This is a genomic window from Massilia varians (assembly GCF_027923905.1).
Classification (GTDB): Bacteria; Pseudomonadota; Gammaproteobacteria; order Burkholderiales; family Burkholderiaceae_D; genus Telluria; species Telluria varians_B.
The window spans coordinates 2,687,278-2,710,562 of the sequence record NZ_AP026966.1; the positions used below are offsets into that span (position 1 = coordinate 2,687,278).

The window sequence follows — 23,285 nt, forward strand, 5'->3', positions numbered from 1 at the left end:
ACTTACTTTGCGCTCGGCCCCATCCTGTCGAAGATCCGGCGCTCGGCCTCGGACAGGCTGGCCGCCAGTTGCAACGCTTCGGGGATGTCGTCGTCGCACAGCACGCGCAGCGTGGCGAGGCGCTCGCCTTGGTGCAGCGCCGCGGCGAGCGGCGTGGCGTCAAGACGGCCGGCCTGCAGGATCGCCTGGCCGACCGCCGGCGGAAACTCCCACAGTTGCGCGATTCCTGCCGACAGCCTGCGCGCGCTGTCCAGCAAGGCGCGGGCGAAGACATCGGATGGCGGCAGCGGCGCCGCGCCGGCCAGCCCGTCCATCAGGCGCAGCGCGACGACCAGCCCGACGTTGTGCATCAGTCCCGCCAGCGTGGCCTCGAAAGGATCGGCCCCGCGGGCGGGCGCCGCCATGCTCGCCGCCAGCGCGCACTGCTCGGATTGGCGCCAGAGCTGCGGCGCGACGCGCCGCGCCAGGTGTCCGCTCTGGGTGCCGATCAGCGGCCGGAAGGCGACCCGCGCCAGCAGCATGCGCAAGCCGTTTTGCCCCAGCAGCATCAAGGCGCCCTCGATGTTCGCGATCGGCGCGGTGGCACGGTAGTACGGACTGTTGACCTCGCGGATGACGTGCGCCACCAGCGTGACATCCTGCGCCACCTGGCGCGCCAGTTCGCCCGCCGAGCTGGTCTCGTCGCGCAGGCTGCGCAGCAGTTGCGGGATCACGGCCGGCACCCGCGGCACCAGGTCGGCGGCCGCTTCCGGCTGGCGCGCCAGGCGCCTCAGCTCATCGAGAATCAATTGCTCGGGCATGTAGCCGGCATGGGCCGGCCCGCCCGCAAGCCAGCGGTAAAAGGCCAGGTCGAGGTCGTACGATGGTGGCGGATTTACAACGCCGGGGGGTGGGGAAGCAGCCGCTGCGGATGATTGCGCCCGCTGCGCTGCGCTGCCGAACAGGCGTGCGAGCCAGTGTTTCATTGTGGGCGCAAGGGGAAAGTGCAACGGGCGGCAGCCCGGCTGTGCAAGCGCGCGGCGGCCGCAGGGAATGCGCGCCGCCGGCGCCTGCCGTTCAGCGGCCGGTTCCGGAGGTCGAGGAGTTGGTCGCCGGCGGGGTGGTGGTGGTGCTCGGGTTGGTGGTGCCGGTGTTGCTGCCGCTCTGGCCCGAGCCGCCCGTGGTGTCGGAGCTGGTGCCGGTGCCCACGTTGCCGGAGGCGCTCGAGCTGCCGGTGCCGGTCGTGCCCATGCTCGCGTCCGAGCTGCTGGCGTCGGTACCGGTGCCGGTGGTGTTGCAGGCTGCCAGCGACAGGGCCATGACGCCGCCCAGCAGGACGGTATGGATCTTGTTCATTCGTATTCTCCTCGATGTGGTTGGGTCGGACCATCATGCGAGGTGTACGGTGCAGGTGAAATAGGAACAAAACTTCAGTCGGTGTAGGAGCGCGCGTACATACTCGCCGGGCGGCAGGCGCAGCCCCCAGGCTGCAGGGCGGGCAATGTCGGGTTGGCACGCCGCTTACGCAGCGATTTTCTCGTGACCGGCCAGCCATGCCAGCAAGGCGTCCGACGGCAGCGGCCGGCTGTAGAAGTAGCCCTGGCCCTTGGCGCAGCACTGGGCGCGCACGATGTCGGCCTGGGACTGGGTCTCGATGCCTTCGGCGACCGTCTTCATGCCCAGGCTCTGGGCCACCTTGACGGTCGCTTCGATCAGCACCCGGTGGTGGTGGCTGGTGTCGGCCTGGCTCACGAAGGAGCGGTCGATCTTGACCGTGTCCACCGGCAGCAGGTGCAGGCTGGACAGCGACGAGTAGCCGGTGCCGAAGTCGTCCAGGGCCAGCTGGATGCCGAGCGCCTTCAGTTCGTGCAGGCGCTGCTGGATGCCCTGGTCCTGCGCCGCCAGGCTTTCGGTGACCTCGAGCTGGAGCTGCTCCGGCGCGATGCCGGTGACCTGCAGCACGCGGCGCACGCTGTCGATCCAGCCCGGCTGCCCGAGCTGGGCGCGCGACAGGTTCACCGCGATCCGGCGCGGCGCCCCTTCGCCCAGGCGCGCTTGCCAGTCCATGAAGTCGCGGCAGGAGCGTTCGAGCACGAAGTCGCCGACCGCGCCGATCAGGCCGCACTCTTCGGCGACAGCAATGAATTCGACCGGCGGCACGATGCCGCGCTGCGGATGGCGCCAGCGCACCAGCGCCTCGACGCCGGCCGCGTAATCGGTGCCGCCGTCGGGCAGCAGGCCGACCACCGGCTGGTAGACGACGAACAGCTGTTCCTCGGCCAGGGCCTGGCGCAGCTCGGCCTCGATGCCGGCGCGGCGCTCGGCGCGCTCGCGCATCGCCGCTTCGAACACCAGGTGGCGCGCGCCGCCGGCGCGCTTGGCCTCGACCATCGCGATGCCGGCGTCGCGCAGGACCTCGTCGGCGTCGCGCGCGCCGCAGCCGACCGATTCGGCGCCCCAGGCCAGGCCCAGGCTGGTGCCGCACACGACCTCATGCCCCTGCACCCGGTAGGGCAGGGCCAGCGCATCGAGGATGCGCCCGGCCACCCGCCCGGCATCCTCGCGCGAACGCATCCCGTCGAGCACCACCACGAATTCGTCGCCGCCCACGCGCGCGGCCAGCTGGCCGGTACCGCTGGCGGTGTCGATGCGGTCGCTCGGCGGGCGCAGCGCGCCGCGGATGCGGTCGGCGATCTGCACCAGCAGTTCGTCGCCGGCCGCCTGGCCGAGGGTGTCGTTGATCTGGCGGAAGCGGTCGCAGTTCATGAACAGCACCGCGAAGTTCAGCTCGGCATGCGCCCCGGCCGCCAGCGGCCGCGTCACCAGGTGCTGCAGCTGCTCGCGCACCGCTTCGCGGTTCGGCATGCGGGTGAGCGCATCGGTGCGGGCGGCATTGCGCAGGCGGCGCAGCAGGGTCTCCTGCTCGCGCTGCACTTCCAGGGTGGCGTCGGTGACGACCGCCATCAGGCGCTCGCTGTCGAGCTTCATCAGGCTGATCGCCAGCACCTGCGGGCTGCCCGGCGCGGTGAGCTCGGGCGGCAGGGTGGCGCGCAGGCCTTCGCAGATGACGCCCGAAGCCTCGCTGAAACTCGCGGCCAGCTGCGGCAGTTGCGGCGCGATCGGCGCCAGCACCGCATACAGGTTGTCCAGGCCGCTGTTCGGGGCGACCGGCATCAGGAGGTTCGACGCCATCGGGTTGAGCATCTCGACGGTGCCGTCGGGCGTTATCTGGGCCAGCCCGATCGGCGCGCGGTACAGGAACTGCACCAGGGCCTCGTAGGCATCGCTCGGGTCATGCATGCTTGCGATCTCCTTCGGGTTGATGGGCGGGGCTGGACCCCAGTTCGGGGCGCCAGCGTTCGACGCGGTTGCGCCCGGCGCGCTTGGCCGCGTACAGGGCCTGGTCGGCGCGCTGGAGCAGCAGGTCGATGCCCCCGGCGCCATCGTCCAGGCTGGCGACCCCGAGGCTGACAGTGTAGTGGATCCGCGCGCCCTCGAAGAGCACGGCCTGCGAGGCCACGCTGGAACGCAGGCGTTCGGCCACCACCGCCGCGCGCGCCAGGTCGGTGGACGGCAGCAGCACCGCGAACTCCTCGCCGCCGATGCGCGCCGCGACGTCGACTTCGCGGAAGGTCTCGCCCAGGATCGCGGCCAGGTGCTGGAGCACGGCGTCGCCGCCCGGATGGCCGTGGCGGTCGTTGATGGCCTTGAAATGGTCGGCGTCGATCGCGATCACGGCGGTCGGGCGCGGCACCGTCATGCTGCGGCTCAGTTCCTGCTCGGCGGCCTCGAAGAAGGCGCGCCGGTTGGCCAGCCCGGTGAGGTAGTCGCCGAAGGCCTCGCGGCGGCGCCGTTCGCTGGCTTCGCGCTTGTCGGTGATGTCGCGCACGATCAGGCAATAGGCCGGACCCTCCGCGTCGAAACCGCAGGGCGGATCGCGTTCGGGCAGGGGCGCGATCAGGGCGCTGCCCCAGAAGCTGCTGCCGTCGGCCCGCACGCGCTTGCCTTCGTCCAGGCTCCAGCCGTCGCGCTCGGCGTCGCGCAGGCGGTCGAGCAGGCGTTCCGGGGTCATCGCATCGAGCGGATAGAAGATCGAATACGGTCGGCCCACCGCATCCTGGCCGAAGCCGGTGACGCGGCCGATGCTGGGGTTCCAGTCGGTGATGCGGCCTTGCGCGTCGAGGCCGACCAGGGCGTAGTCGGTGATGCCGGTGAGGATGGCGTTGAGCCAGGCGTCGTTCTGGCGCAGCTGGCGCTCGCGCCTGACTTGCAGGGTGACGTCGTCGATCACGGCCATGATGCGCTGCGCGTCGAGCTTGAGCAGGGTGATGGCGAGGATCTGCGGAATCTTCTTGCCGGCGCCGCCGGCGTTCAGGTGCACGTGCAGGCCGTCGCAGATCTTGCCCGACGGCCGGGCGTAGTCGGCGCACAGGTGGCGCAGCTCGGGCGCCACGGCTTCCAGCGCGGTAAACAGATTGTCCAGGCCGCCGTCGCGCGACAGCGGCATCAGGAGCTGGGCCGAGATCGGGTTCATCATGACGATGGCGCCATCGATGTCGGCCTGTACCAGGCCCACCGGGGCCAGGTACAGGAACTGGATCAGGGCTTCGTGTTCAGCCCGCAGTGCGTCGATCTCGTCCATGCCCATGTCTTGCCGCCGCCGCTCAGCGCTGGCGCTGGACCAGCACGTAGCGGTTGCCGCTCGCCGGGCTGGCCAGCAGGCGCAGGGCGACCTTGACCGGGCGCATGCGCAGGGTCAGGACGTAGTCGATGGTATCGTCCAGCGCGCTGCCGTCGTCCAGCGCGTCTTCGAAGCGCTGGGCCACCATGAAGTTGTTCAGGCAGGGCGCGACGTTGGTGAACAGCGGCTGGCCGATCACGCGCTGCGGCGACAGGCCGGCCGCCTGCGACTCGAAGGCGTTGTAGCGCTGGACCTTGCTGTCGGCATCGAAGCCGATCACGCCGAAGTCGAGCTGGTCGAGCTGCTCCGGCGAACAGTTGTCAAGCCGGGAAGCCAGGTCGGCGGTCGAAAACGACAGGGTAGGGGCGTTCATGGCGGTAAGATGCGTTCGTTGATTTGAGGAAATTGATGTTGACATGCCGCTAGCCCTCTGTCAATTGTGCGCGGCCCGTTGTTGACACTTTGCGTTGTCGAATTACACGCTTGCGCCGATTGACGGCGCGGTTGACAGGTTTTGCGGCGGGCGGCACCATCGTCGGCCCGCACTGTTTCCTTGCCATCATGACTGTCCATACCGTTCCCGATCCCCACTGGTGGAGCCACCGGCCGACCCTGCTGCGGGTCCTGTCCGACCTGCTGGCCGGGGAGCTGGCGCTGATGCGTCCCGGCATTGCACGGCGCCCGCCGCCCTGGCCGCCCGAGCTCGACCTGGTGGCCGACCTCGGGGCCGATTCGCTCGAATTGCTGGGCCTGGCCACCGCCATGGAGCAGGTGCTGGGGATCGGCTGCATCGGCGAAGAGCGGGTGCTGGCCAATCCGCGGCTCGGCGCCTGGCTCGAGGCGGCGGCTTCCGGGCTGGAGCAGGGCGGCGGAACGATCCGTTTCCGCACGTCGGGCAGCTCGGGCGCCCCCAAGGACTGCTCCCATCTGCTCGCCGACCTGTGGCAGGAGACCGGCGCGCTGGCCGCCCTGTTTGCGGACACGCGCCGCATCGTCAGCCTGGTTCCCTCGCACCATATCTACGGCTTCCTGTTCACGGTCCTGCTGCCGCGCGCACGCGGCCTCGATCCGGCCGCGCTGCTCGACTTGCGCGGCGCCTCGCCCGGCGCGGTGGCGCGGCAGTTGGCGCCCGGCGACCTGGTGGTCGGCTTTCCCGATTTCTGGCGCGCGTTCGCGCCGGTGGCCGGAACCCTGCCGCCGCGGGTGTTTGGCGTGAGCTCGAGCGCCCCCTGCCCGGACGAGGTGGCGCGCGTGGTCACGGACGCGGGCCTTGCCAGGCTGGTGCAGGTCTACGGCAGTTCGGAGACGGCCGGCGTCGGCTGGCGCGACAGCCCGGACGAGGATTACCGCCTGTTCCCCTACTGGAAGGCGGGCAGCGATGCGGGGCTGATCGCGCGGCGCTGCGCGGACGGGGGCGTGCGCAACTTCGCCTTGCAGGACCGGCTGGCCTGGAGCGCGCCGGGACGCTTTCGCCCGCTGGGGCGGATCGACCATGCGGTGCAGGTCGGCGGCGTCAACGTCTTTCCCGGCTACGTGGCCGAGGTGCTGCGCATGCACCCGCTTGTCGAAGACGCGGTGGTGCGCGCCATGCGCCCGGATGAGGGGCAGCGCCTGAAGGCTTACGTGGTGCCGCGCGCGGGCGTGCCGCCGGAGGGCAACCCGGAAGCGGCGGCGCTGCGCGCCGAACTGGTCGCATGGATGGCCGAGCGCCTGTCGACGCCGGAGCGGCCCGCCGCCTACTCGTTCGGCGCCGCGCTGCCGCGCCAGGCCAGCGGCAAGCTGTCGGACTGGATTATCGACGCCTGAGGCAAGGCCTCAGAACAGCGGGGATGGCGCGGGCGGCGGCGCTGGGGGCGTCGCCGGCGCCGGGGGAGCGGGCGGCGGCGCGGGCGGCTCGCCCGTGAGCGGATCCACTTCCACTTCCACCGGCGGATTGTCGAGCCCCGGATCGATGTCGATCGCGCGCAGGTCGGGGCGCTCGACGAATTCCTCGAACACCCAGTCGTCGTTCTCGCGCACCAGGCCGTCCGGCTCCAGCTGTTCTTCCTGCGGCGCTACCTTGGCCAGGGCCACCCGCATGTAGTCGATCCAGATCGGCAGCGCCAGGGTGGCGCCGAATTCGCGCCCGCCCAGCGAGCGCGGTTCGTCGTAGCCCATCCAGGCCACCGCCACCACCTTGCCGCCGTAGCCGGCGAACCAGCCGTCGATGGCGTCGTTGGTGGTGCCGGTCTTGCCGGCGATATCGAGGCGTCCCAACTGCTTCACCGAGGCCGCACCGGTGCCGTAGCGGGCCACGTCGCGCAGCATGGAATTCAGTACGAAGGCACTGCGCGGGTCGATGACGCGCTCGCCCTCCTGGCGCGCGGCCGGCTTGTTCTCCAGCAGGATGTTGCCGTTGCCGTCGCGGATCTGGGCGATCAGGTAAGGCTTGACCCGGTAGCCGCCGTTGGCGAACACCGCATAGGCGCCCGCCATCTGCAGCGGCGTCACCGCGCCGGTGCCCAGCGCCAGCGTCAGGTTCTTCGGGTGCCTGGGCAGGTCGAAGCCGAAGCGGCCCAGGTAGTCATGGGTGTAGTCGGTGCCGAGCGCGCGCTGCAGGCGCACGGTGGGCACGTTCTTCGAATGCGCGAGCGAGTAGCGCATCGTGATCGGGCCGTCGAACACGCCGTCGTCGTTTTGCGGCGACCAGGTCTGGCCGGCGTTCTCGCCCGGCATGTCGAGCGGCTCGTCGAGGATGCGGGTGCCCGGCGAATAACCTTTGTCCAGCGCCGCTGCGTACACGAAGGGCTTGATCGCCGAACCCGGCTGGCGCCAGGCCTGGGTCACGTGATTGAACTTCTGCAGGTTGTAGTCGAAGCCGCCCACCAGCGCGTGGTAGGCGCCGGTGTCGGCGTCGATGGCGACAAAGGCGGCCGCCACCTGCGGCACCTGGGTGATGGCCCAGCCATCCTTGCCTTTTTCCTTGCGCTCGCTGATGCGCACCACGGCGCCCGGGGCGATGCGCAGCGCCTCTTTCGCGTTCGCCGCCAGGCCGCGCGCCGCGAACTTCAGGCCCGCGCCCTCTATCGTCACTTCCTCGCCGCTGAGCAGCTCGACCCGCACTGCCTGGGGCGAGGCCGCCAGCACCACCGCCGGCAGCAGGCCGTCGCTGGGGGTGCGCTTCTGCAGGGCCTCGATGACCGCTTCCTCACGCTCGAGCGGGTCCTGCGGCAGGACGATGCGCGCCTCCGGGCCGCGGTAGCCGTGGCGCTGGTCGTAGTCGAGCACGTTGCGCCGCACCGACTCGTAGGCCGCGTCCTGCTCGGCCTTCAGGATGGTGGTGGTCACGACGATGCCGCGCTCGTAGGCTTGTTCCCCGAGCTGGGCGAACACGGCCTGGCGCGCCAGCTCGGCGACATAGTCGGCCTTGGTATCGAAGACCTGGCCGCCGCGGCGGATGCGCAGCGGTTCGGCCAGGGCTTGCCGGTACTCCGCTTCCGTTATCTGGCCGAGCTTGAGCAGGCGCTCGAGCACCGCGTGCTGGCGCTGCTGCGCGCGCTTCGGGTTGGCGATCGGGTTGTGGCGTGAGGGGTTCTGCGGCAGGCCGGCCAGCATCGCGGTTTCGGCCAGGGTCAGCTCGTCGAGCGTCTTGCCGAAGTAGCTGCGCGCCGCGCTGGAAAAACCATAGGAACGGTTGCCCAGGAAGATCTGGTTCATGTACAGCTCGAGGATCTGGTCCTTGGTGAGCGCGTCCTCGATGCGGTAGGCCAGCGCGACCTCGGTGATCTTGCGCGACAAGACCTTCTCCTTGGAGAGGAAGAAGTTGCGCGCCACCTGCATCGTGATGGTCGAGGCGCCGCCGGAGCCGAAGCCGCCGCGCAGGTTGGTGTACACGGCGCGCATGGCGCCGCGCCAGTCGATGCCCTGGTGCTGGTAGAAGTGCGCGTCCTCGATGGCGAGCAGCGCCTGCTTCATGCGCGTCGGGATCTTGTCGATGGTAACGAAGTCGCGCCGCTCGACGCCGAATTCGCCGATCAGGTGATTGTCGAGCGTGTAGACGCGCAGCGGGATCTTGGGCTGGTAATCGAGGACCGCATCGATCTTCGGCACGTTCGGCAGGACCACCGTCATGGCATAGATGGCAATGCCCGCCGCCAGCGCGAGCAGCGCGGCCAGCGAGAAGAACAGGAACATCCGGAGACGGCGGGGGCGTTTGGCGGTCGGCTGGGAAGGCTGGGTCACTACGAAACTCTCGAGGGATGGCCGTAAGTACGAAAAGGGTACGGCGCATTGTATCCGCCGCATTGCAAACCTCCAAACTGCTTTCATTCCATTTCGGCATATGAGATAGTCACGCCTTCTGTTTTACCCAAGCGTGCATACCCGAGGAACACCCATGCCCTACGATTCACCCTCCAATACCAGCGCGGCCGGCTTCAAGCCCTATATTCCGGCCAGCGCGAACCTGCCCGAGTTCACACTGCGCGCCCTGATCATGGGCACGGTGCTGGGCATGATCTTCGGCGCCTCCTCCCTGTACCTGGTGCTCAAGGTCGGCCTGACCGTGAGCGCCTCGATTCCGGTGGCGGTCATCGCCATCACCCTGTTCCACACGGCGAAGAAGTTCGGCGCCCGCGAATCGACCATCCTCGAGAACAGCATCACGCAGACCGCCGGTTCGGCGGGCGAGTCGCTGGCCTTCGGCCTGGGCGTGACCATGCCGGCGATCATGATCCTCGGTTTCGACCTCGAGATCTCGCGCGTGATGCTGGTCGGCGTGCTGGGCGGCCTGCTGGGCATCCTGATGATGATCCCGATGCGCCGCACCATGATCGTCGACGCCCACCGCGAGCTGAAGTACCCCGAAGGCACGGCCTGCGCCGAGGTGCTCAAGGCCGCGGCCACCGAGACCTCGCGCGCGGCTGCGGGCGAGGCGCGCGAGGACGGGTCGGACGCCGCCGTTGAGGCCAAGCGCCGCGCCATGCTGATCTTCGGCGGCTTCGGCATCGGCCTGGCCTACAAGACCCTGAGCGTGTCCTTCAAGGGCTGGCGCGACTACGTCAACTTCGAATTCGGCAATCCGCTCAAGGGCGGCTCGGCCGGCGCCGAAGTCTCCCCTGAGCTGCTCGGCGTGGGCTACATCATCGGCCCGCGCATCGCCCTGACCATGGCGGCCGGCGGCGTGCTCTCCTACCTGCTCCTGATCCCGATGATCAAGTTCTTCGGCGAGCTCTTGACCGTGCCGCTGGCGCCTGCCACCACCCTGATCCGCGACATGGGCCCGGACGACATCCGCAACGCCTACGTGCTGTACATCGGCGCGGGCGCGGTGGCGGCCGGCGGCCTGATCGCCCTGGCGCGCTCGATGCCGGCCATCTGGAACGGCTTGAAGAGCGGCCTGTCGAGCATGAACAAGAGCCGGGCGGCGGGTGCGGCGGCCGACAAGACGCTGCGCACCGAACAGGACATCCCGCTGAAATGGGTCCTGATCGGCTGCCTGGCCATCATCGCCATCATTACCGTGGCCACGCCGCTGCACATGAACCTGCTGGGCGCGCTGCTGATCCTGGTGTTCGGCTTCCTGTTCGCCACCGTGTCCTCGCGCCTGACCGGCGAAGTCGGCTCGTCCTCGAACCCGATCTCGGGCATGGCGGTGGCTACCTTGCTGTTTACCTGCCTGATCTTCCTGGTGATGGGCTGGACCGGCGGCCAGTACTACGTCACCGCGCTGTCGGTCGGCGCCATCGTCTGCATCGCGGCGAGCAATGCCGGCACCACCTCGCAAGACCTGAAGACCGGCTTCCTGGTCGGCTCCACGCCGCGCCTGCAGCAGTACGCGATCCTGTGCGGGGCCCTGGCCTCGGCGCTGATCCTGGGGCCGATCCTGCTCAAGCTGAACGAAGCGGGCACCGTGTACGTGCCGGCGGCGCAGGTGGCGCCGGGCCTGAAGGTGGACGCGTCGAAGCTGACCGAAACGGCGCAACTGCACGGCCCGCAGGCCGCGGGCGACGCCAACACCTACAAGGTCTGGCAGAAGACCGACACCGCGGGCGGCCCGGCCGGCAAGTACCTGGTGGCTGCCGACGGCAGCCTGGCCTACCTGGTCGACCCGGGCATCAACGGCACCCACAAGGTCCGCCCCGACGGGACCGAAGTCAAGAAGTACGATGCGCCCAAGGCGGTGCTGATGTCCTACATCATCAAGGGCATCCTCGACCAGGAACTGCCGTGGACGCTAGTGCTGTTCGGCGTGATGATCTCGGTGGTGCTCGAGATGGCGGGCGTGCACGCGCTGGCCTTCTCGGTGGGCGTCTACCTGCCGCTGATCTCGACGCTGCCGATCGCGGTGGGCGGCATCGTGCGCTGGCTGACCGACCGCCGCAACAGCAAACTGCCGCAGTACGAGAAGCTCAATGCGGAAGAGCGCCAGGCCGCGGGCGACCGCAGCTCGGGCACCCTGCTGGCGTCGGGCTATATCGCGGGCGGTGCGCTGGCCGGCATCATCATCGCCATCACGGCCGGCGTGCTGACCGACTTCGACAGCACCATGGCCAAGTGGGCGGAAGCCTCCAACCCCTTCTTCGCCGGGCCGAACGCCAATCTGCTGACCCTGATCCCGTATGGCCTGATCATCGCGCTGCTGTACTGGGTGGCGCGGGAGAAGGCGAAGAAGTAAAGGTAAGGACGTAAACGACAATGGCCCGGATCGCTCCGGGCCATTTTTTTGGTTCTTCACGGATTTCCGGGAAACGCGGCTTTGATCTTCAGAAAGAAGAAGTCGCTGTCCCGGTAGCCGTAAGCCATTCGCTTCATCACTTTGATACGGTTGTTGATGCCTTCGAGCTGGCCGGTATGCATCGGCCAGCGCAGCCGTGCTGCGATGCCTCGCCAGTAAGGCTTGAGTTTCGCAGCGAACTTTCTTAACGGCTCGATGCCGCTATCGCGCGCCATCTTGAGCCAGCTGCGCCAGGCGAGGAGCCACTGCCACCCACCAGATGTCTGCCATAGTTCCTTGAGTGCCGTCTTCATCACGTACACCGTCATCAAGGCCTGGTTGGCAGCGAGCAGCTCGTCCAGATTGGCCTGCTGGGCCGGCGGGACGTTTTCCCGGTTGCGCAGCAACAGCCAACGAGAACGCTTGACGACTTTGCGCTGGGGCCGGTCGTCTCGCAAGCGGTTCGCCTCGTCGACGCGTACCCGGTCGATCACCTCTCGGCCGTACTTGGCGATAACGTGGAACAGGTCGTAGACCACACGCGCCTTCGGACATTGCTGACGAACTTCCAGGTCGAACGCAGTGTTCATGTCCATCGCGACGGCCTCGATGTTGGCGCAGCGTTCAGGGCCGAGCCATTCAAAGAATGGGCGGATGGCTTCGCGGCTGCGGCCTTCGCCAACCCACAAGACCTGCCTGCTGTCTGCATCGAGCACGACAGTGGCGTAACGATGCCCCTTGAACAGTGCAAACTCGTCCATGACGAGCCGAGTTGGTTGTGCTGCAGGCAAAGCGGCCAGTTCACGTTCCAGCTTGGCACGCTCGATATTGCGCACCGTTTCCCAGTGCAGCTGCACCAGTTTGCATACGTGGGCAACGGGCAGCTTCTCGCACCACAAGCCTACAAACTCGGCCAGGGAACGAGTCACCCGGGCATGGCGATCCAACCAGGCCACGCGCTCCGTACGAGTACCGCATTGACCGCAGCGCAGGCGCCTCAAAGGTACACGCAGCCACACAGGTAAGCCGAACATCGGCATGTCGCGGACGATGCGCACGCCTGCTTCATGTACCTGATGGCAGTGATGGTGACAGCCGCCACATACCATCGGCGCTGCCGGGTCCCGGCGTAGATCGATCCATACCGCGCCAGCCCGGCGCTCCAGTTTCGATGCAATGAACCCTTCCCAGAACGGGAGGGCGAGATTATGATTCGTCATGAAAGCGGTGGGAAAAGCAGGTTTTGTTGATCGCACAACAAGTCTAGCTCTTCTTCACCGCTTTCTTGTTTTTAGGATTGCTTCCCGCTAATCCGTGATGAACCATTTTTTTTGGGGGGCTGGCTGAGCTTACACGAAGGCCAGGTCGTGATGGCGGATCGCGTCGTCCAGCCAGTCCCGGGTATGGCCGAAACGGTAGCCAAGCGCCCTGGCGCGCGAGGTGTCGAGCGCCAAAGGCGTGGCGAAATCGAAGGGCGACAGCACGCCCGGCTGGGCCGGCGCCACCTTCACGGTGCGCGGGGTCTCGTCGAGCACCGCGGCCACGCGCGCGTGCAGGTCGAAGCTCGAGAGCGCGCCGTCGCAGGCGGCGTTGACCGCGCCGCGGAAGTCCTGCATGCCGGTCCACAGCAGGAAGTCAGCCGCTTCCTGGGCTTCCATGAACGAGACCTTGGCCGCCGCGTTGGCGTACGGCAGGGTGGCGCGCATCCGTACCAGGTCGACATAGTGGGCCAGCCTGCCGGTGAAGTCTTCGGGGCCGCCCAGCACGTGGGCCAGGCGCACGGTGGCGAGCGGCAGGCTGCCGTCGCGTTCCAGGTAGGCTTCGGCCTGGATCTTGCCCGAGACGTAGCATTCGATGGCGCGCGCCGGGTCGTGCCAGGGATAGGCGGTATCGATGCGCTGCGCCAGCACCGGCAGGTCGCTTTCCAGGAAGGCCGATTCGCGCGGCGCCAGTTCGCGGTAGGCGTCGATGGTGGAAGTCATGACGTAGCGTCCCACCTTGCCGGCGAACACCCGCACCGAGATGGCAGCGTCCAGCGGCGAATAGCACATCTGGTCGAACACGACGTCGAAGGCCGCGTCGCGGAAGGCGTTGCGCATCGCCGCTTCGCTGCGCCGGTCGACCCGGATGCGCGTGATCCGTTCGCCGAAGGGGTCCGGCGCATAGCCACGGGTGGCAATGCTGACACGATGCCCTGCACGCAGCAGGCGCTGCACCAGGAGTTTGCCGAAATAACGGGTACCGCCGATCACCAATACATTCTTTGGCATGACTTTTCCTTGTAGGATCGCGTATATTTTCTGCAAAGCAGCAAAAACCTTCAACCGAGAAAAAGTACAGACATTGAATAAGAAAAACTTATGCATGGAGGGGGCTTGAAACCCTTACGCAGCTTGTCCGGCCTGATCGACTTCGAGTGCGCCGCCCGCTGGGGCAGCTTCAAGCTGGCGGCGCGCGAACTGCACAAGACGCCGGCGGCGGTCAGCCTGCAGGTCAAGCAGCTGGAGGAGAACATCGGATTCCCCCTGTTCGTGCGGCATCCGCGCCACATCGCGCTGACCGAGAAGGGCCAGGAGCTGGCGAGCGCCACCGGGCGCATGCTGGCCGACCTGCGCGCCAAGGTAGCGGCGCTGCAGCGCGGCGACGAGGAAGCGGTGCTGCGGATCTCGACCACGCACTCGTTCGCGATCAAGTGGCTGGTGCCGCGCATGCACCGCTTCACCAAGCTGTATCCCGAGCTCGACATCCGCATCGACTCCAACGACGCGCCGGTGGACCTGCAGGCCGACAGCACCGACGTGGCGGTACGCTATGGGCCGGTAGCCGAGGGCGACCCGACCGTGCTGTTCCGCGAGCGCCTGGTGCCGGTCTACAGCCCCGAGCTGCTGGCGCCCGGCCAGGACGCCTTGAGCTTGGCCGACCTGGCGCAGCATCACCTCTTGGTGGTGCAGTCACCCGAGGCCTGGCTGCAGCTGCTGAACGAAAACCGTGCGCTCAAGGGCAAGTACGACTTCTCGCGCGTGTACACGCACTGGGGCGTGCTGGTGCAGGCGGCGGTGGCCGGGCAGGGGGTGGCGTTGGTGCCCTACGGGATCGCGTTCGGCGACATCCAGTCCGGCGCGCTGCGCCAGATTCCTTGCAAGAGCGCGCGCTTCCAGAGCGGCTACCGCTTCCTGGTCAATCCGCACAAGGAGCACATGCTCAAGGTGCAGCGCTTCAGGGAATGGATGGTGGCGGAGATGCGCGCGATGGAAGCGACGCTGGACCGGCGCTGAAGGGCGCGGCCGCCAACAAAGAACGGCAGCCCGCGGGCTGCCGTTTTTACATGGTGCGCCCAGCATGGGCGCACTCCTGCGGGTGCAAGTCCCGTCGCGAGCTGACCACAGTGAGCGAAGTGAAGCGCAACTGCATGAGGGTAACCGAGTGTGGGAAGGAAGCGTGGAGCGTAAATCATGAGCCGAGGAACACGAATCGCATAGAAGGCGTTGCCGATCAGGGCGAGCGGGCCATGAATCGCGAAGCTCTTGTGGTCAAGGAGAGGTGGCGTAGATGCGGCGGTTGTGTGATGAAGGAGTGCGGCCCTTACCTGGGGACGCCCCGCCTTGTGCCTGAAAGGGCGACGAAAAAAAAATCGGAGCGGGGTCTCAGCAGAGGTCATAGTAGTTGGAGGTAGCGCCGGGAAGGCTCGACTCCGCCGACGAAGGACCGAACGAGTAGGAGTGAATCCGATATGTCGATGCAGAAGGCACAGCGTCAGATGCCCGCTAACGCGGGGCGGGAAGCCGTAGGGCAAGGTGAAGCCATGCTCGATGCTTTCAGCGACGAAGCGTTCTGCCCGCGGCATGCAACCGGAGGCACAGGGTCGGCGCTGCTGCAAACGGCGCTGACGACAGAGAACTTGCGGCGGGCGTTCAAGCGTGTACGGGCCAATAAGGGAGCTGCCGGCGTGGATGGACTGGACATTGACCAGACCTCGCGTCTACTGGCGACCGAGTGGCTGCACATACGTGAACAACTGCTTGCAGGGACGTATCGGCCCAGCCCGGTACGTCGGGTGACGATTCCGAAGCCCGATGGTGGCGAGCGCGAGCTCGGCATTCCGACGGTGACGGATCGCCTGATCCAGCAAGCACTGCTACAGGTGCTGCAACCGATCCTTGACCCCACTTTCAGTGAGCACAGCTATGGTTTTCGGCCGGGCAGGCGTGCGCAGGATGCGGTGTTAGCCGCTCAGGCATACGTCCAGTCCGGGTTGAGAATCGTGGTGGACGTGGACTTGTCGAAATTCTTCGACCGGGTCAACCATGACATCCTGATCGATCGCCTGAAGAAACGCATCGACGACGCCCGAGTGATCCGGCTGGTCCGTGCCTATCTGAACAGCGGCATCATGGACCATGGCGTGGTGCAGGAGCGAAGCGAAGGAACGCCGCAAGGCGGGCCATTGAGTCCGCTGCTTGCCAACGTGATGCTCGATGAAGTGGACAAGGAACTGGAACGGCGCGGCCATCGCTTTGCACGCTACGCCGACGATGCGAATGTGTATGTGCGCAGCAGGCGGGCGGGTGAGCGGGTGATGGGGCTGCTGCGGCGCTGCTATGCCAAGTTGCACCTCGTGGTCAACGAGGGCAAGAGCGCGGTAGCTAGCGTCTTCGGCCGCAAGTTCCTCGGTTACAGCCTGTGGGTGGCGCGTGGAGGCGAAATCAAACGCAAGGTGGCTGACAAGCCGCTGCAAGCGTTCAAGCAACGTATTCGGGAGCTGACCTGCCGTTCCGGCGGACGCAGCATGCCGGATGTGGTGCAGGGACTTCGTTCCTATATGCTGGGTTGGAAAGGGTACTTCCAGTTGGCGCAAACCCCAAAGGTCTGGCGCGGACTCGATGAATGGTTGCGGCACAGGCTGCGAGCTATCCAGCTCAAGCACTGGAAACGCGGAAGCACCATGTATCGGGAACTGCTCAAGCTTGGGGCTTGGCCGTCGGCAGCAAGGCACGTGGCGGCGAACAGCCGCCGCTGGTGGCACAACAGCGATAGGCTACTCAAAACAGTGATGACTATCGGCTATTTCGACCGACTGGGCGTACCCCGCCTGTCTTGACCTCAACTACTCGAACCGCCCGGTGCGGACCCGCATGCCGGGTGGTGTGGCAGGGGAGCGGCCCTCAGGGCCGTCCCCTATGCCGATCTGACGATGACGCTTACTTCACGCCGTGCATCAGTTTCTGGATGAGCGGTGCCAGCAGGAACAGCAGCACGCCGCCGCCCAGCAGGATCCAGAAGCCGAAGGTGTAGCCTTCCAGCGCCGAAGTGACCGACATGCCGGTTTCGCCCGACACGTGCGAGGCGAAGATGCCCGACAGGTTGTTGCCGATACCGGTCGACAGGAACCAGCCGCCCATGCCCAGGCCGACCAGGCGGGTCGGGGCCAGCTTGGTGACCATCGACAGACCGATCGGCGACAGGCACAGCTCACCGATCGACTGGATCGCGTAGACCATGAACAGGGTCCAGAACGGGATCTTGCCGTGGTCGTCGATCAGCTGGGTCAGCGCGTACATCAAGAGGCCGAAGGCCAGCGCATTGAAGATGATGCCCAGGCCGAACTTGCGCGGGATCGACGGGTTCACGTTGCGCTTGCCCATGGCGACCCAGATGGCGGCGATGATCGGCGCGCACACGATGATGGCCACCGAGTTCACCGACTGGAACCAGGCCACCGGGAAGATCCAGCCGCCGAAGTCGCGGTTCACGATCTGGTCGGCCAGGAAGGTGAACGAGCTGCCGGCCTGCTCGAAGAAGCACCAGAACAGGATGTTGAAGAAGAAGATAATCATCATGGCGATGGTCTTGTCTCGCGAGACCTTGCCTTCGCGGACGCCTTCGACGATCAGCATCAGGGCCAGGGCGATGAACAGGATGCTCAGGACGATTTGCAGGTTCTCGGCGCCGGCCTGCAGCAGCAGGTAGACGCCCGGGATCACCACGACCGAGCCCAGCACCACGGCCACCAGGCGCTTCGGGCTGGCCAGCTCGCCGGTCGGCGCGCCGATGCCCTTGAGCTGCTTGCGGCCCATGTAGAACCAGAACAGCGAGATCAGCATGCCGATGCCGGAGGCGATGAAGACGATCTTGTAGGCCGGGGTGTCGCCGGTGTTGAAGACGTTCTGGGCCAGTTGCTGGGTCAGGATCGGCGAGAGGAAGGCGCCGGCGTTGATGCCCATGTAGAAGATGGTGAAGCCCGAATCGCGGCGGGTGTCGTTCAGCGTGTACAGCTGGCCGACCATGGCCGAGATGTTCGGCTTGAACATGCCGTTGCCAACGATGATGGTGGCCAGGCCGAGCTTGAAGACGTCCGGGTTCGGGACGGCAATCATGAACAGGCCGGCCGCCATGAAGATGGCGCCGACCAGGATCGAGCGCTGATAACCGATGACGCGGTCGGCGATGTAGCCGCCGAACACGGCGCCGGCGTACACCAGCGCGAGGTAGGAACCGTAGGTGAGGTTGGCGTCGGCCTGGCCGACGGCGTTGCCGTCATAGAACTGGGCGACGATATAGAGCACCAGGGCCCAACGAATGCCGTAGAACGCGAAACGCTCCCAGAATTCGGTCATGAACAGCATCCATAACGGCGCTGGATGGCCCATGATCTGCTTGAATTCTGGGATCGGTCCCTTGGCTGAAGTAGCTGCACCGCTCATGCGGTTCCTCCCGAAATAGTTATATGTAACGACGATTTTTTTGGTGGAATATCTGTATGCCGGAAATTCCAATAGGCACGCATTTTAGTGTAAATCGACCATCGCAAGCGAACTTTTTCGGCTTGTGGTATTGACGCTTTCCCATGGTTCGCGCCAGCTCATGGAATGCCCCCAATCGGGGCGCAAAACCATGCGCTTTGGCGTATATTGGCAAACAGGCCAATCCGTATTACCGATCGAAAGGGAAAACAAAACCATGACCCAAGATGTTGTCGATGTTCTTATCTCTCCGGAAGGCCGCCTCGAAGTCCTGTCGAAAGCCGAAGTCGCCAAGCTGCTCGACACCAGCAAGAGCGGCCTGTATGACATATTCAGAAAATGCGCACTGGCCGTGCTCAATACCGGCAGTTCGATCGACGACGGCAAGGAACTGCTCGAACGCTACCGCGATTTCCAGATCAGCATCCTGCAGCGCGAGCGCGGCATCAAGCTCGACATCCGCAGCGCGCCCGCCCATGCCTTTGTCGATGGCAAGATGATTCGCGGTATCCACGAGCACCTGTTCTCGGTGTTGCGCGATATCGTCTATGTCCATTTCGATATCACCTCCAATCCCAAATTCGACCTGAACCGCCCCGATGGCATCACCGACGCCGTCTTCCACATCCTGCGCAATGCCAATGTGCTGCAGCCGCAGCGCAGTCCGAACATGGTGGTGTGCTGGGGCGGCCACTCGATCAACCGCGTCGAGTACACCTACACCAAGGAAGTCGGCTATGCGCTCGGGCTGCGCGAACTGGATATCTGCACCGGCTGCGGTCCCGGCGCCATGAAAGGGCCGATGAAGGGGGCCGCCATCGGCCACTCGAAACAGCGTATCCGCAGCGGGCGTTATCTCGGCATTTCCGAGCCGGGCATCATCGCGGCCGAATCGCCGAACCCGATCGTCAGCGACCTGGTCATCATGCCGGACATCGAAAAGCGCCTCGAGGCCTTTGTCCGCACCGGCCACGGCATCATCGTGTTCCCGGGCGGCGCCGGCACGGCCGAGGAAATCCTGTATATCCTGGGCATCCTGCTGCATCCGGATAATGCGGAAATGCCGTTCCCGTTGATCTTCACCGGCCCGGCGACGGCGGGTGCGTATTTCGAACAGATCGATCACTTCATCGGCCTGACGCTTGGCGAGAAGGCGCAGAAGCGCTACAAGATCATCATCGACGACCCCGACGCGGTAGCCAAGGAAATGTATGCCGGCATCCAGGCGGTGCGCGAATTCCGCAAGGCGCACAGCGACGCCTATTACTTCAACTGGCGCCTGAAGATCGATCCCGAATTCCAGAAGCCGTTCCGCCCGACCCACGAGAACATGCGCAACCTGAACCTGCACCGTGATCAGGCATCGCACCTGCTGGCGGCGGATTTGCGCCGGGCATTCTCGGGCATCGTCGCCGGCAACGTGAAGGAAGAAGGCATCCACGCGATCGAGCAGCACGGCAAGTACGAGATCCAGGGCGAAAGCGCGATCATGGAGCCGATGGATGCGCTGCTGGCCTCGTTCGTGGAGCAGAGCCGGATGAAACTGCCGGGCAAGGCGTACACGCCTTGCTATACCATCGTTCAGTGATAGTTTGAGGTTGCGTTCTGCTGCGCGTTGATCTCGCTGCTTATTGAACGCGTGGGCAGGAAACCTGCCCACCCTACGAGTAACAAAAAAGGCGGCTCTGCTTGCGCAGGCCGCCTTTTTTAATACGCTGGCAAACGCTTAGTCTTCCTTGCGCAGGTGCGGGAACAGCAGCACGTCGCGGATGTTCGGCGAGTCGGTGATCAGCATCATCAGGCGGTCGATGCCGATGCCGCAGCCGCCAGCCGGCGGCATGCCGTATTCCAGCGCGCGGATGTAGTCGGCGTCGTAGAACATCGCCTCGTCGTCGCCCGCATCCTTGGCGGCCACCTGCGACAGGAAGCGCGCGGCCTGGTCTTCCGGATCGTTCAGCTCCGAGAAGCCGTTGGCGATCTCGCGGCCCACCATGAACAGCTCGAAGCGCTCGGTGATGCCTTCGCGGCTGTCCGAGGCGCGCGCCAGCGGCGACACTTCCACAGGATAGTCGATGATGAAGGTCGGTTCCCAGAGCAGGGCTTCGGCGGTTTCTTCGAACAGCGCCAGCTGCAGCGCGCCCAGGCCCGAGGTGGCGAAGGGCTTGACGCCGAACTTGAGCAGTTCCTGCTTCAGGAAGTCCATCGAACCCAGCTGCTCCGGGGTGTAGCCGGGCGCGTACTTGTCGATCGCTTCCACGATGGTCAGGCGCTGGAAGGGCTTGGACAGGTCCAGCTCACGGCCGCCATAGGTCAGCACCGCGCTGCCGTTGGAGTCGATCGCCGCCTGGCGGATCACCTGTTCGGTGAAGTCCATGATCCACTTGTAGTCGGTATAGGCCGCGTAGAATTCCATCATCGTGAATTCCGGGTTGTGACGGACCGACACGCCTTCGTTGCGGAAGTTGCGGTTGATCTCGAACACGCGGTCGAAGCCGCCCACCACCAGGCGCTTCAGGTAGAGTTCCGGCGCGATGCGCAGGTACATTTCCATGTCGAGCGCGTTATGGTGGGTGATGAAAGGCTTGGCCGCGGCGCCGCCCGGGATCGGGTGCAGCATCGGGGTCTCGACTTCCATGAAGCCGTGCTTTTCCATGAAGCGGCGCATCGAGGACATCGCGGCAGTGCGGGCCTTGAAGGTGCGGCGCGTCTCTTCGTTCATGATCAGGTCGACGTAGCGCTGGCGGTACTTGGTCTCCTGGTCGGCCAGGCCGTGGAACTTGTCCGGCAGCGGGCGCAGGGCCTTGGAGATCAGGCGCAGCTTCGTCACCTTGATGGTCAGCTCGTCGACCTTGGTCTTGAACAGCGTGCCTTCCACGCCCAGGATGTCGCCCAGGTCGTAGCTGCGCAGGGCTTCCATCGCTTCCTCGCCGGCGGAATCGACCGTGATGTAGATCTGGATGCGACCGCTGGCCGACGGGCCCGAGCTGTCCTGCAGGGTCGCGAAGGCGGCCTTCTTGCCGGCTTCGCGGCGCAGCATCATGCGGCCGGCCAGCACCACGTTGACGGGTTCGGCTTCCAGCTCTTCGCGGGTCTTGCCATTGTAGGTCTCGACCAGGTCGGCGGCCTTGTCCTGCGGGACGAAGTCGTTGGGGAAGGGATTGCCCTGCTGGCGCAGCGCGGCCAGCTTGGCGCGGCGCTCGGCCATGATCTTGTTTTCATCGAGCGCCACCACTGGCGCCTGGTCTTGGTTTTCCGTAGTCATGATTGGATAGACAGTTTTTGTTAGGTTTCAGGCGAACAGCAGTTCGGCCTTCAGTTCGGTGAAGTCGCGCACGATGGCGATCACGTTGTCGAAGCCGGCGAAGCTGGAAGCGGGCAGGGTGGTCGTCAGGACGACGCAGGACATGCCCGCACGGCGCGCCGCTTCCACGCCCAGCGGCGCGTCCTCGAACACGATGCAGTGCGCGGGCGGCACGCCGCACAGCTCGGCCGCTTTCAGGAACACGTCCGGATGCGGCTTGCCGCGGGCCACGTCCGTTGCGCCGACGATGGCGTCGAAGTGGCGGCGCAGGTCCAGGCCGTCGAGGGTGAACGCGACGTTGGCGGGCGGTGCCGCGGTGCCGACCGCCAGCTTCACGCCCTGCGCCTTGGCTTGCGCGATCAGCGCATCGAAGCCGTCCACGGCCTTCAGGTGCGGCGCGTACAGCTCGCGGTACACCGATTCCTTCTCGTGGTTGAGCAGGGTCACTTCATCGTCGCCCAGGTGCGCGCCGAGGTAGCTGCGGACGATCTCGCCGCCCTGGCGGCCCGCCGTCGCCCGGAAGAATTCGTCCGGGTCGATTGCCTGGCCGCGGCGCTCGAAGAAGGTGATCCACGAGCGCGTATGGAAGGCCATGTTGTCGACGATGGTGCCGTCCATGTCGAACACGAAGGCGCGTTGCGGCGTGCTCATCGATTACACGCCCTGCTTCAGGGAAGCGGAGATGAAGTCGTCCAGGTCGCCGTCCAGCACGTTTTTGGTGTTGCCGGTTTCAAAGCCGGTACGCAGGTCCTTGATGCGCGACTGGTCCAGCACGTAGGAGCGGATCTGGTGGCCCCAGCCGACGTCGGTCTTGGAGTCTTCCAGCTTCTGCTGCTCGCTCATGCGATTGCGCAGTTCGAGTTCGTACAGCTTGGCGCGCAGCATGTCCCAGGCTTCGGCCTTGTTGCGATGCTGCGAGCGGTCGTTCTGGCACTGCACCACGATGCCCGACGGGGCGTGCGTCAGGCGCACCGCGGAGTCGGTCTTGTTGATGTGCTGACCGCCCGCGCCCGATGCGCGGTAGGTGTCGATGCGCACGTCGGCCGGGTTGATCTCGATTTCGATCGAGTCGTCCACTTCCGGGTACACGAACAGCGAGGTGAACGAGGTGTGGCGGCCATTGGCCGAGTCGAACGGCGACTTGCGCACCAGGCGGTGCACGCCGGTCTCGGTGCGCAGGTGGCCGTAGGCGTACTCGCCGTCGACCTTGATGGTGGCGGTCTTGATGCCCGCGACTTCACCCTCGGACATCTCCATCACCTCGGCCTTGAAGCCCTTGCGCTCGCAGTAGCGCAGGTATTGGCGCAGCAGCATCGAGGCCCAGTCCTGGGCTTCGGTACCGCCGGCGCCGGCCTGGATGTCGATGAAGCAATTGGCATGGTCCATCGGGTTGCTGAACATCCGGCGGAATTCCATCGACTCGATGACTTTCTGGATCTCCTCGGCGTCGCCGCCGATCGATTCCAGGGTGCCGTGGTCGCCTTCTTCCTTCGCCATCTCGAACAGGTCGGCTGCATCAAGCAGGTCATTGCGCGCTTTCTCGAGCGTCAGCACGACGCCTTCGAGCGCCTTCTTTTCCTTGCCGAGGTCCTGGGCCCGTTTCTGGTCGTTCCAGACGGACGGGTCTTCGAGTTCCTGGTTGACCTGTTCTAGTTTCTCCGACTTGCGATCGAAGTCAAAGATACCTCCGAAGTTCGGCTTCACGGCTGGTCAGGTCGTTCAGCAGGGCGGAGATGGCGTTGATGCGTTCAGCTTCCATGGTCTTGGTAGTCTTTTAAGGGGGTTAAACTGGCGTTGAAACGAACCTTCGATTATACCCCAGGACGCCAGCAGGCCGGCAGGCACGATTGGCCTAGCTTGCTACCGGGCATGGTGCTGGCATATCATCCC

The 23,285-nt window shown here is 65.8% G+C and carries 17 protein-coding genes; 5 read left to right on the forward strand and 12 right to left on the reverse strand.

The window, feature by feature from the left end; all coding sequences use genetic code 11:
• Positions 1-2 precede the first annotated feature (2 nt).
• From MasN3_RS12220 to MasN3_RS12240, 5 genes are all read right to left on the reverse strand, one after another.
• Entirely contained in the window at positions 3-965 is a 963-nt protein-coding gene (locus MasN3_RS12220; protein ID WP_281914364.1) for an HDOD domain-containing protein, read from the reverse strand.
• A 91-nt stretch (positions 966-1,056) separates the two neighbouring features.
• A complete protein-coding gene (locus tag MasN3_RS12225; RefSeq protein WP_281914365.1) occupies positions 1,057-1,335 on the reverse strand; it encodes a hypothetical protein in 279 nt (92 codons plus the stop codon).
• Between the two features lie 165 nt (positions 1,336-1,500).
• On the reverse strand, positions 1,501-3,279 hold the full coding sequence (locus tag MasN3_RS12230; protein WP_281914366.1) for a putative bifunctional diguanylate cyclase/phosphodiesterase: 1,779 nt from the start codon (positions 3,277-3,279) through the stop codon (positions 1,501-1,503).
• Positions 3,272-4,621, reverse strand: a complete 1,350-nt coding sequence (locus tag MasN3_RS12235) for a GGDEF domain-containing protein (RefSeq protein WP_281914367.1) — start codon at positions 4,619-4,621, stop codon at positions 3,272-3,274. Before MasN3_RS12235 ends, MasN3_RS12230 begins: the two co-directional genes overlap by 8 nt.
• A gap of 22 nt (positions 4,622-4,643) precedes the next feature.
• Positions 4,644-5,033 carry a PAS domain-containing protein gene (locus MasN3_RS12240; protein ID WP_281914368.1) on the reverse strand — a complete coding sequence of 130 codons (390 nt, stop codon included), beginning with the start codon at positions 5,031-5,033 and terminating at the stop codon, positions 4,644-4,646.
• A 188-nt stretch (positions 5,034-5,221) separates the two neighbouring features.
• On the opposite strand from MasN3_RS12240, the gene MasN3_RS12245 reads away from it, so the two are divergent.
• Complete coding sequence (locus MasN3_RS12245) at positions 5,222-6,466, forward strand: AMP-binding enzyme (RefSeq protein ID WP_281914369.1); 1,245 nt, start codon at positions 5,222-5,224, stop codon at positions 6,464-6,466.
• 9 nt (positions 6,467-6,475) lie between these two features.
• On the opposite strand, the gene MasN3_RS12250 is transcribed toward MasN3_RS12245, so the two are convergent.
• Positions 6,476-8,833: a penicillin-binding protein 1A gene (locus MasN3_RS12250; RefSeq protein WP_281914495.1), complete on the reverse strand. Its 2,358-nt coding sequence runs from the start codon at positions 8,831-8,833 to the stop codon at positions 6,476-6,478.
• Positions 8,834-9,035: 202 nt separating this feature from the next.
• Between MasN3_RS12250 and MasN3_RS12255 the strand changes: the two genes are divergently transcribed.
• Complete coding sequence (locus MasN3_RS12255; protein ID WP_281914370.1) at positions 9,036-11,315, forward strand: OPT family oligopeptide transporter; 2,280 nt, start codon at positions 9,036-9,038, stop codon at positions 11,313-11,315.
• 56 nt (positions 11,316-11,371) lie between these two features.
• On the opposite strand, the gene MasN3_RS12260 is transcribed toward MasN3_RS12255, so the two are convergent.
• On the reverse strand, positions 11,372-12,574 hold the full coding sequence (locus tag MasN3_RS12260) for an ISL3 family transposase (RefSeq protein WP_281908004.1): 1,203 nt from the start codon (positions 12,572-12,574) through the stop codon (positions 11,372-11,374).
• A 129-nt stretch (positions 12,575-12,703) separates the two neighbouring features.
• Positions 12,704-13,624 carry an NAD-dependent epimerase/dehydratase family protein gene (locus MasN3_RS12265; protein ID WP_281914371.1) on the reverse strand — a complete coding sequence of 307 codons (921 nt, stop codon included), beginning with the start codon at positions 13,622-13,624 and terminating at the stop codon, positions 12,704-12,706.
• Positions 13,625-13,729: 105 nt separating this feature from the next.
• On the opposite strand from MasN3_RS12265, the gene MasN3_RS12270 reads away from it, so the two are divergent.
• A complete protein-coding gene (locus MasN3_RS12270; RefSeq protein WP_281914372.1) occupies positions 13,730-14,629 on the forward strand; it encodes a LysR substrate-binding domain-containing protein in 900 nt (299 codons plus the stop codon).
• Between the two features lie 455 nt (positions 14,630-15,084).
• Positions 15,085-16,452 carry a group II intron reverse transcriptase/maturase gene (gene ltrA / locus MasN3_RS12275; RefSeq protein WP_281908382.1) on the forward strand — a complete coding sequence of 456 codons (1,368 nt, stop codon included), beginning with the start codon at positions 15,085-15,087 and terminating at the stop codon, positions 16,450-16,452.
• A 100-nt stretch (positions 16,453-16,552) separates the two neighbouring features.
• On the opposite strand, the gene MasN3_RS12280 is transcribed toward ltrA, so the two are convergent.
• The gene (locus tag MasN3_RS12280) at positions 16,553-18,055 is read right to left on the reverse strand and encodes a peptide MFS transporter (RefSeq protein WP_281914373.1); all 1,503 of its coding nucleotides are present in this window, start codon (positions 18,053-18,055) and stop codon (positions 16,553-16,555) included.
• Positions 18,056-18,311: 256 nt separating this feature from the next.
• Here MasN3_RS12280 and ppnN point away from each other — a divergent pair, with 256 nt between their 5' ends.
• Positions 18,312-19,682, forward strand: a complete 1,371-nt coding sequence (gene ppnN / locus MasN3_RS12285) for a nucleotide 5'-monophosphate nucleosidase PpnN (protein ID WP_281914374.1) — start codon at positions 18,312-18,314, stop codon at positions 19,680-19,682.
• Between the two features lie 138 nt (positions 19,683-19,820).
• On the opposite strand, the gene lysS is transcribed toward ppnN, so the two are convergent.
• The 3 genes from lysS to prfB form a co-directional block, all read right to left on the reverse strand.
• Positions 19,821-21,356 carry a lysine--tRNA ligase gene (lysS, locus tag MasN3_RS12290; RefSeq protein ID WP_281914375.1) on the reverse strand — a complete coding sequence of 512 codons (1,536 nt, stop codon included), beginning with the start codon at positions 21,354-21,356 and terminating at the stop codon, positions 19,821-19,823.
• A 27-nt stretch (positions 21,357-21,383) separates the two neighbouring features.
• Positions 21,384-22,046 (reverse strand): HAD family hydrolase, encoded by a 663-nt coding sequence (locus MasN3_RS12295; RefSeq protein ID WP_281914376.1) that lies wholly within the window; start codon positions 22,044-22,046, stop codon positions 21,384-21,386.
• A gap of 3 nt (positions 22,047-22,049) precedes the next feature.
• Positions 22,050-23,154, reverse strand: a protein-coding gene (prfB, locus tag MasN3_RS12300) for a peptide chain release factor 2 (protein WP_281914377.1) whose coding sequence is annotated in 2 segments (ribosomal slippage) — positions 22,050-23,072 and positions 23,074-23,154 — 1,104 coding nt in all. Because the reading frame shifts where the segments join, the coding sequence is not laid out codon by codon here.
• Positions 23,155-23,285: the final 131 nt, after the last annotated feature.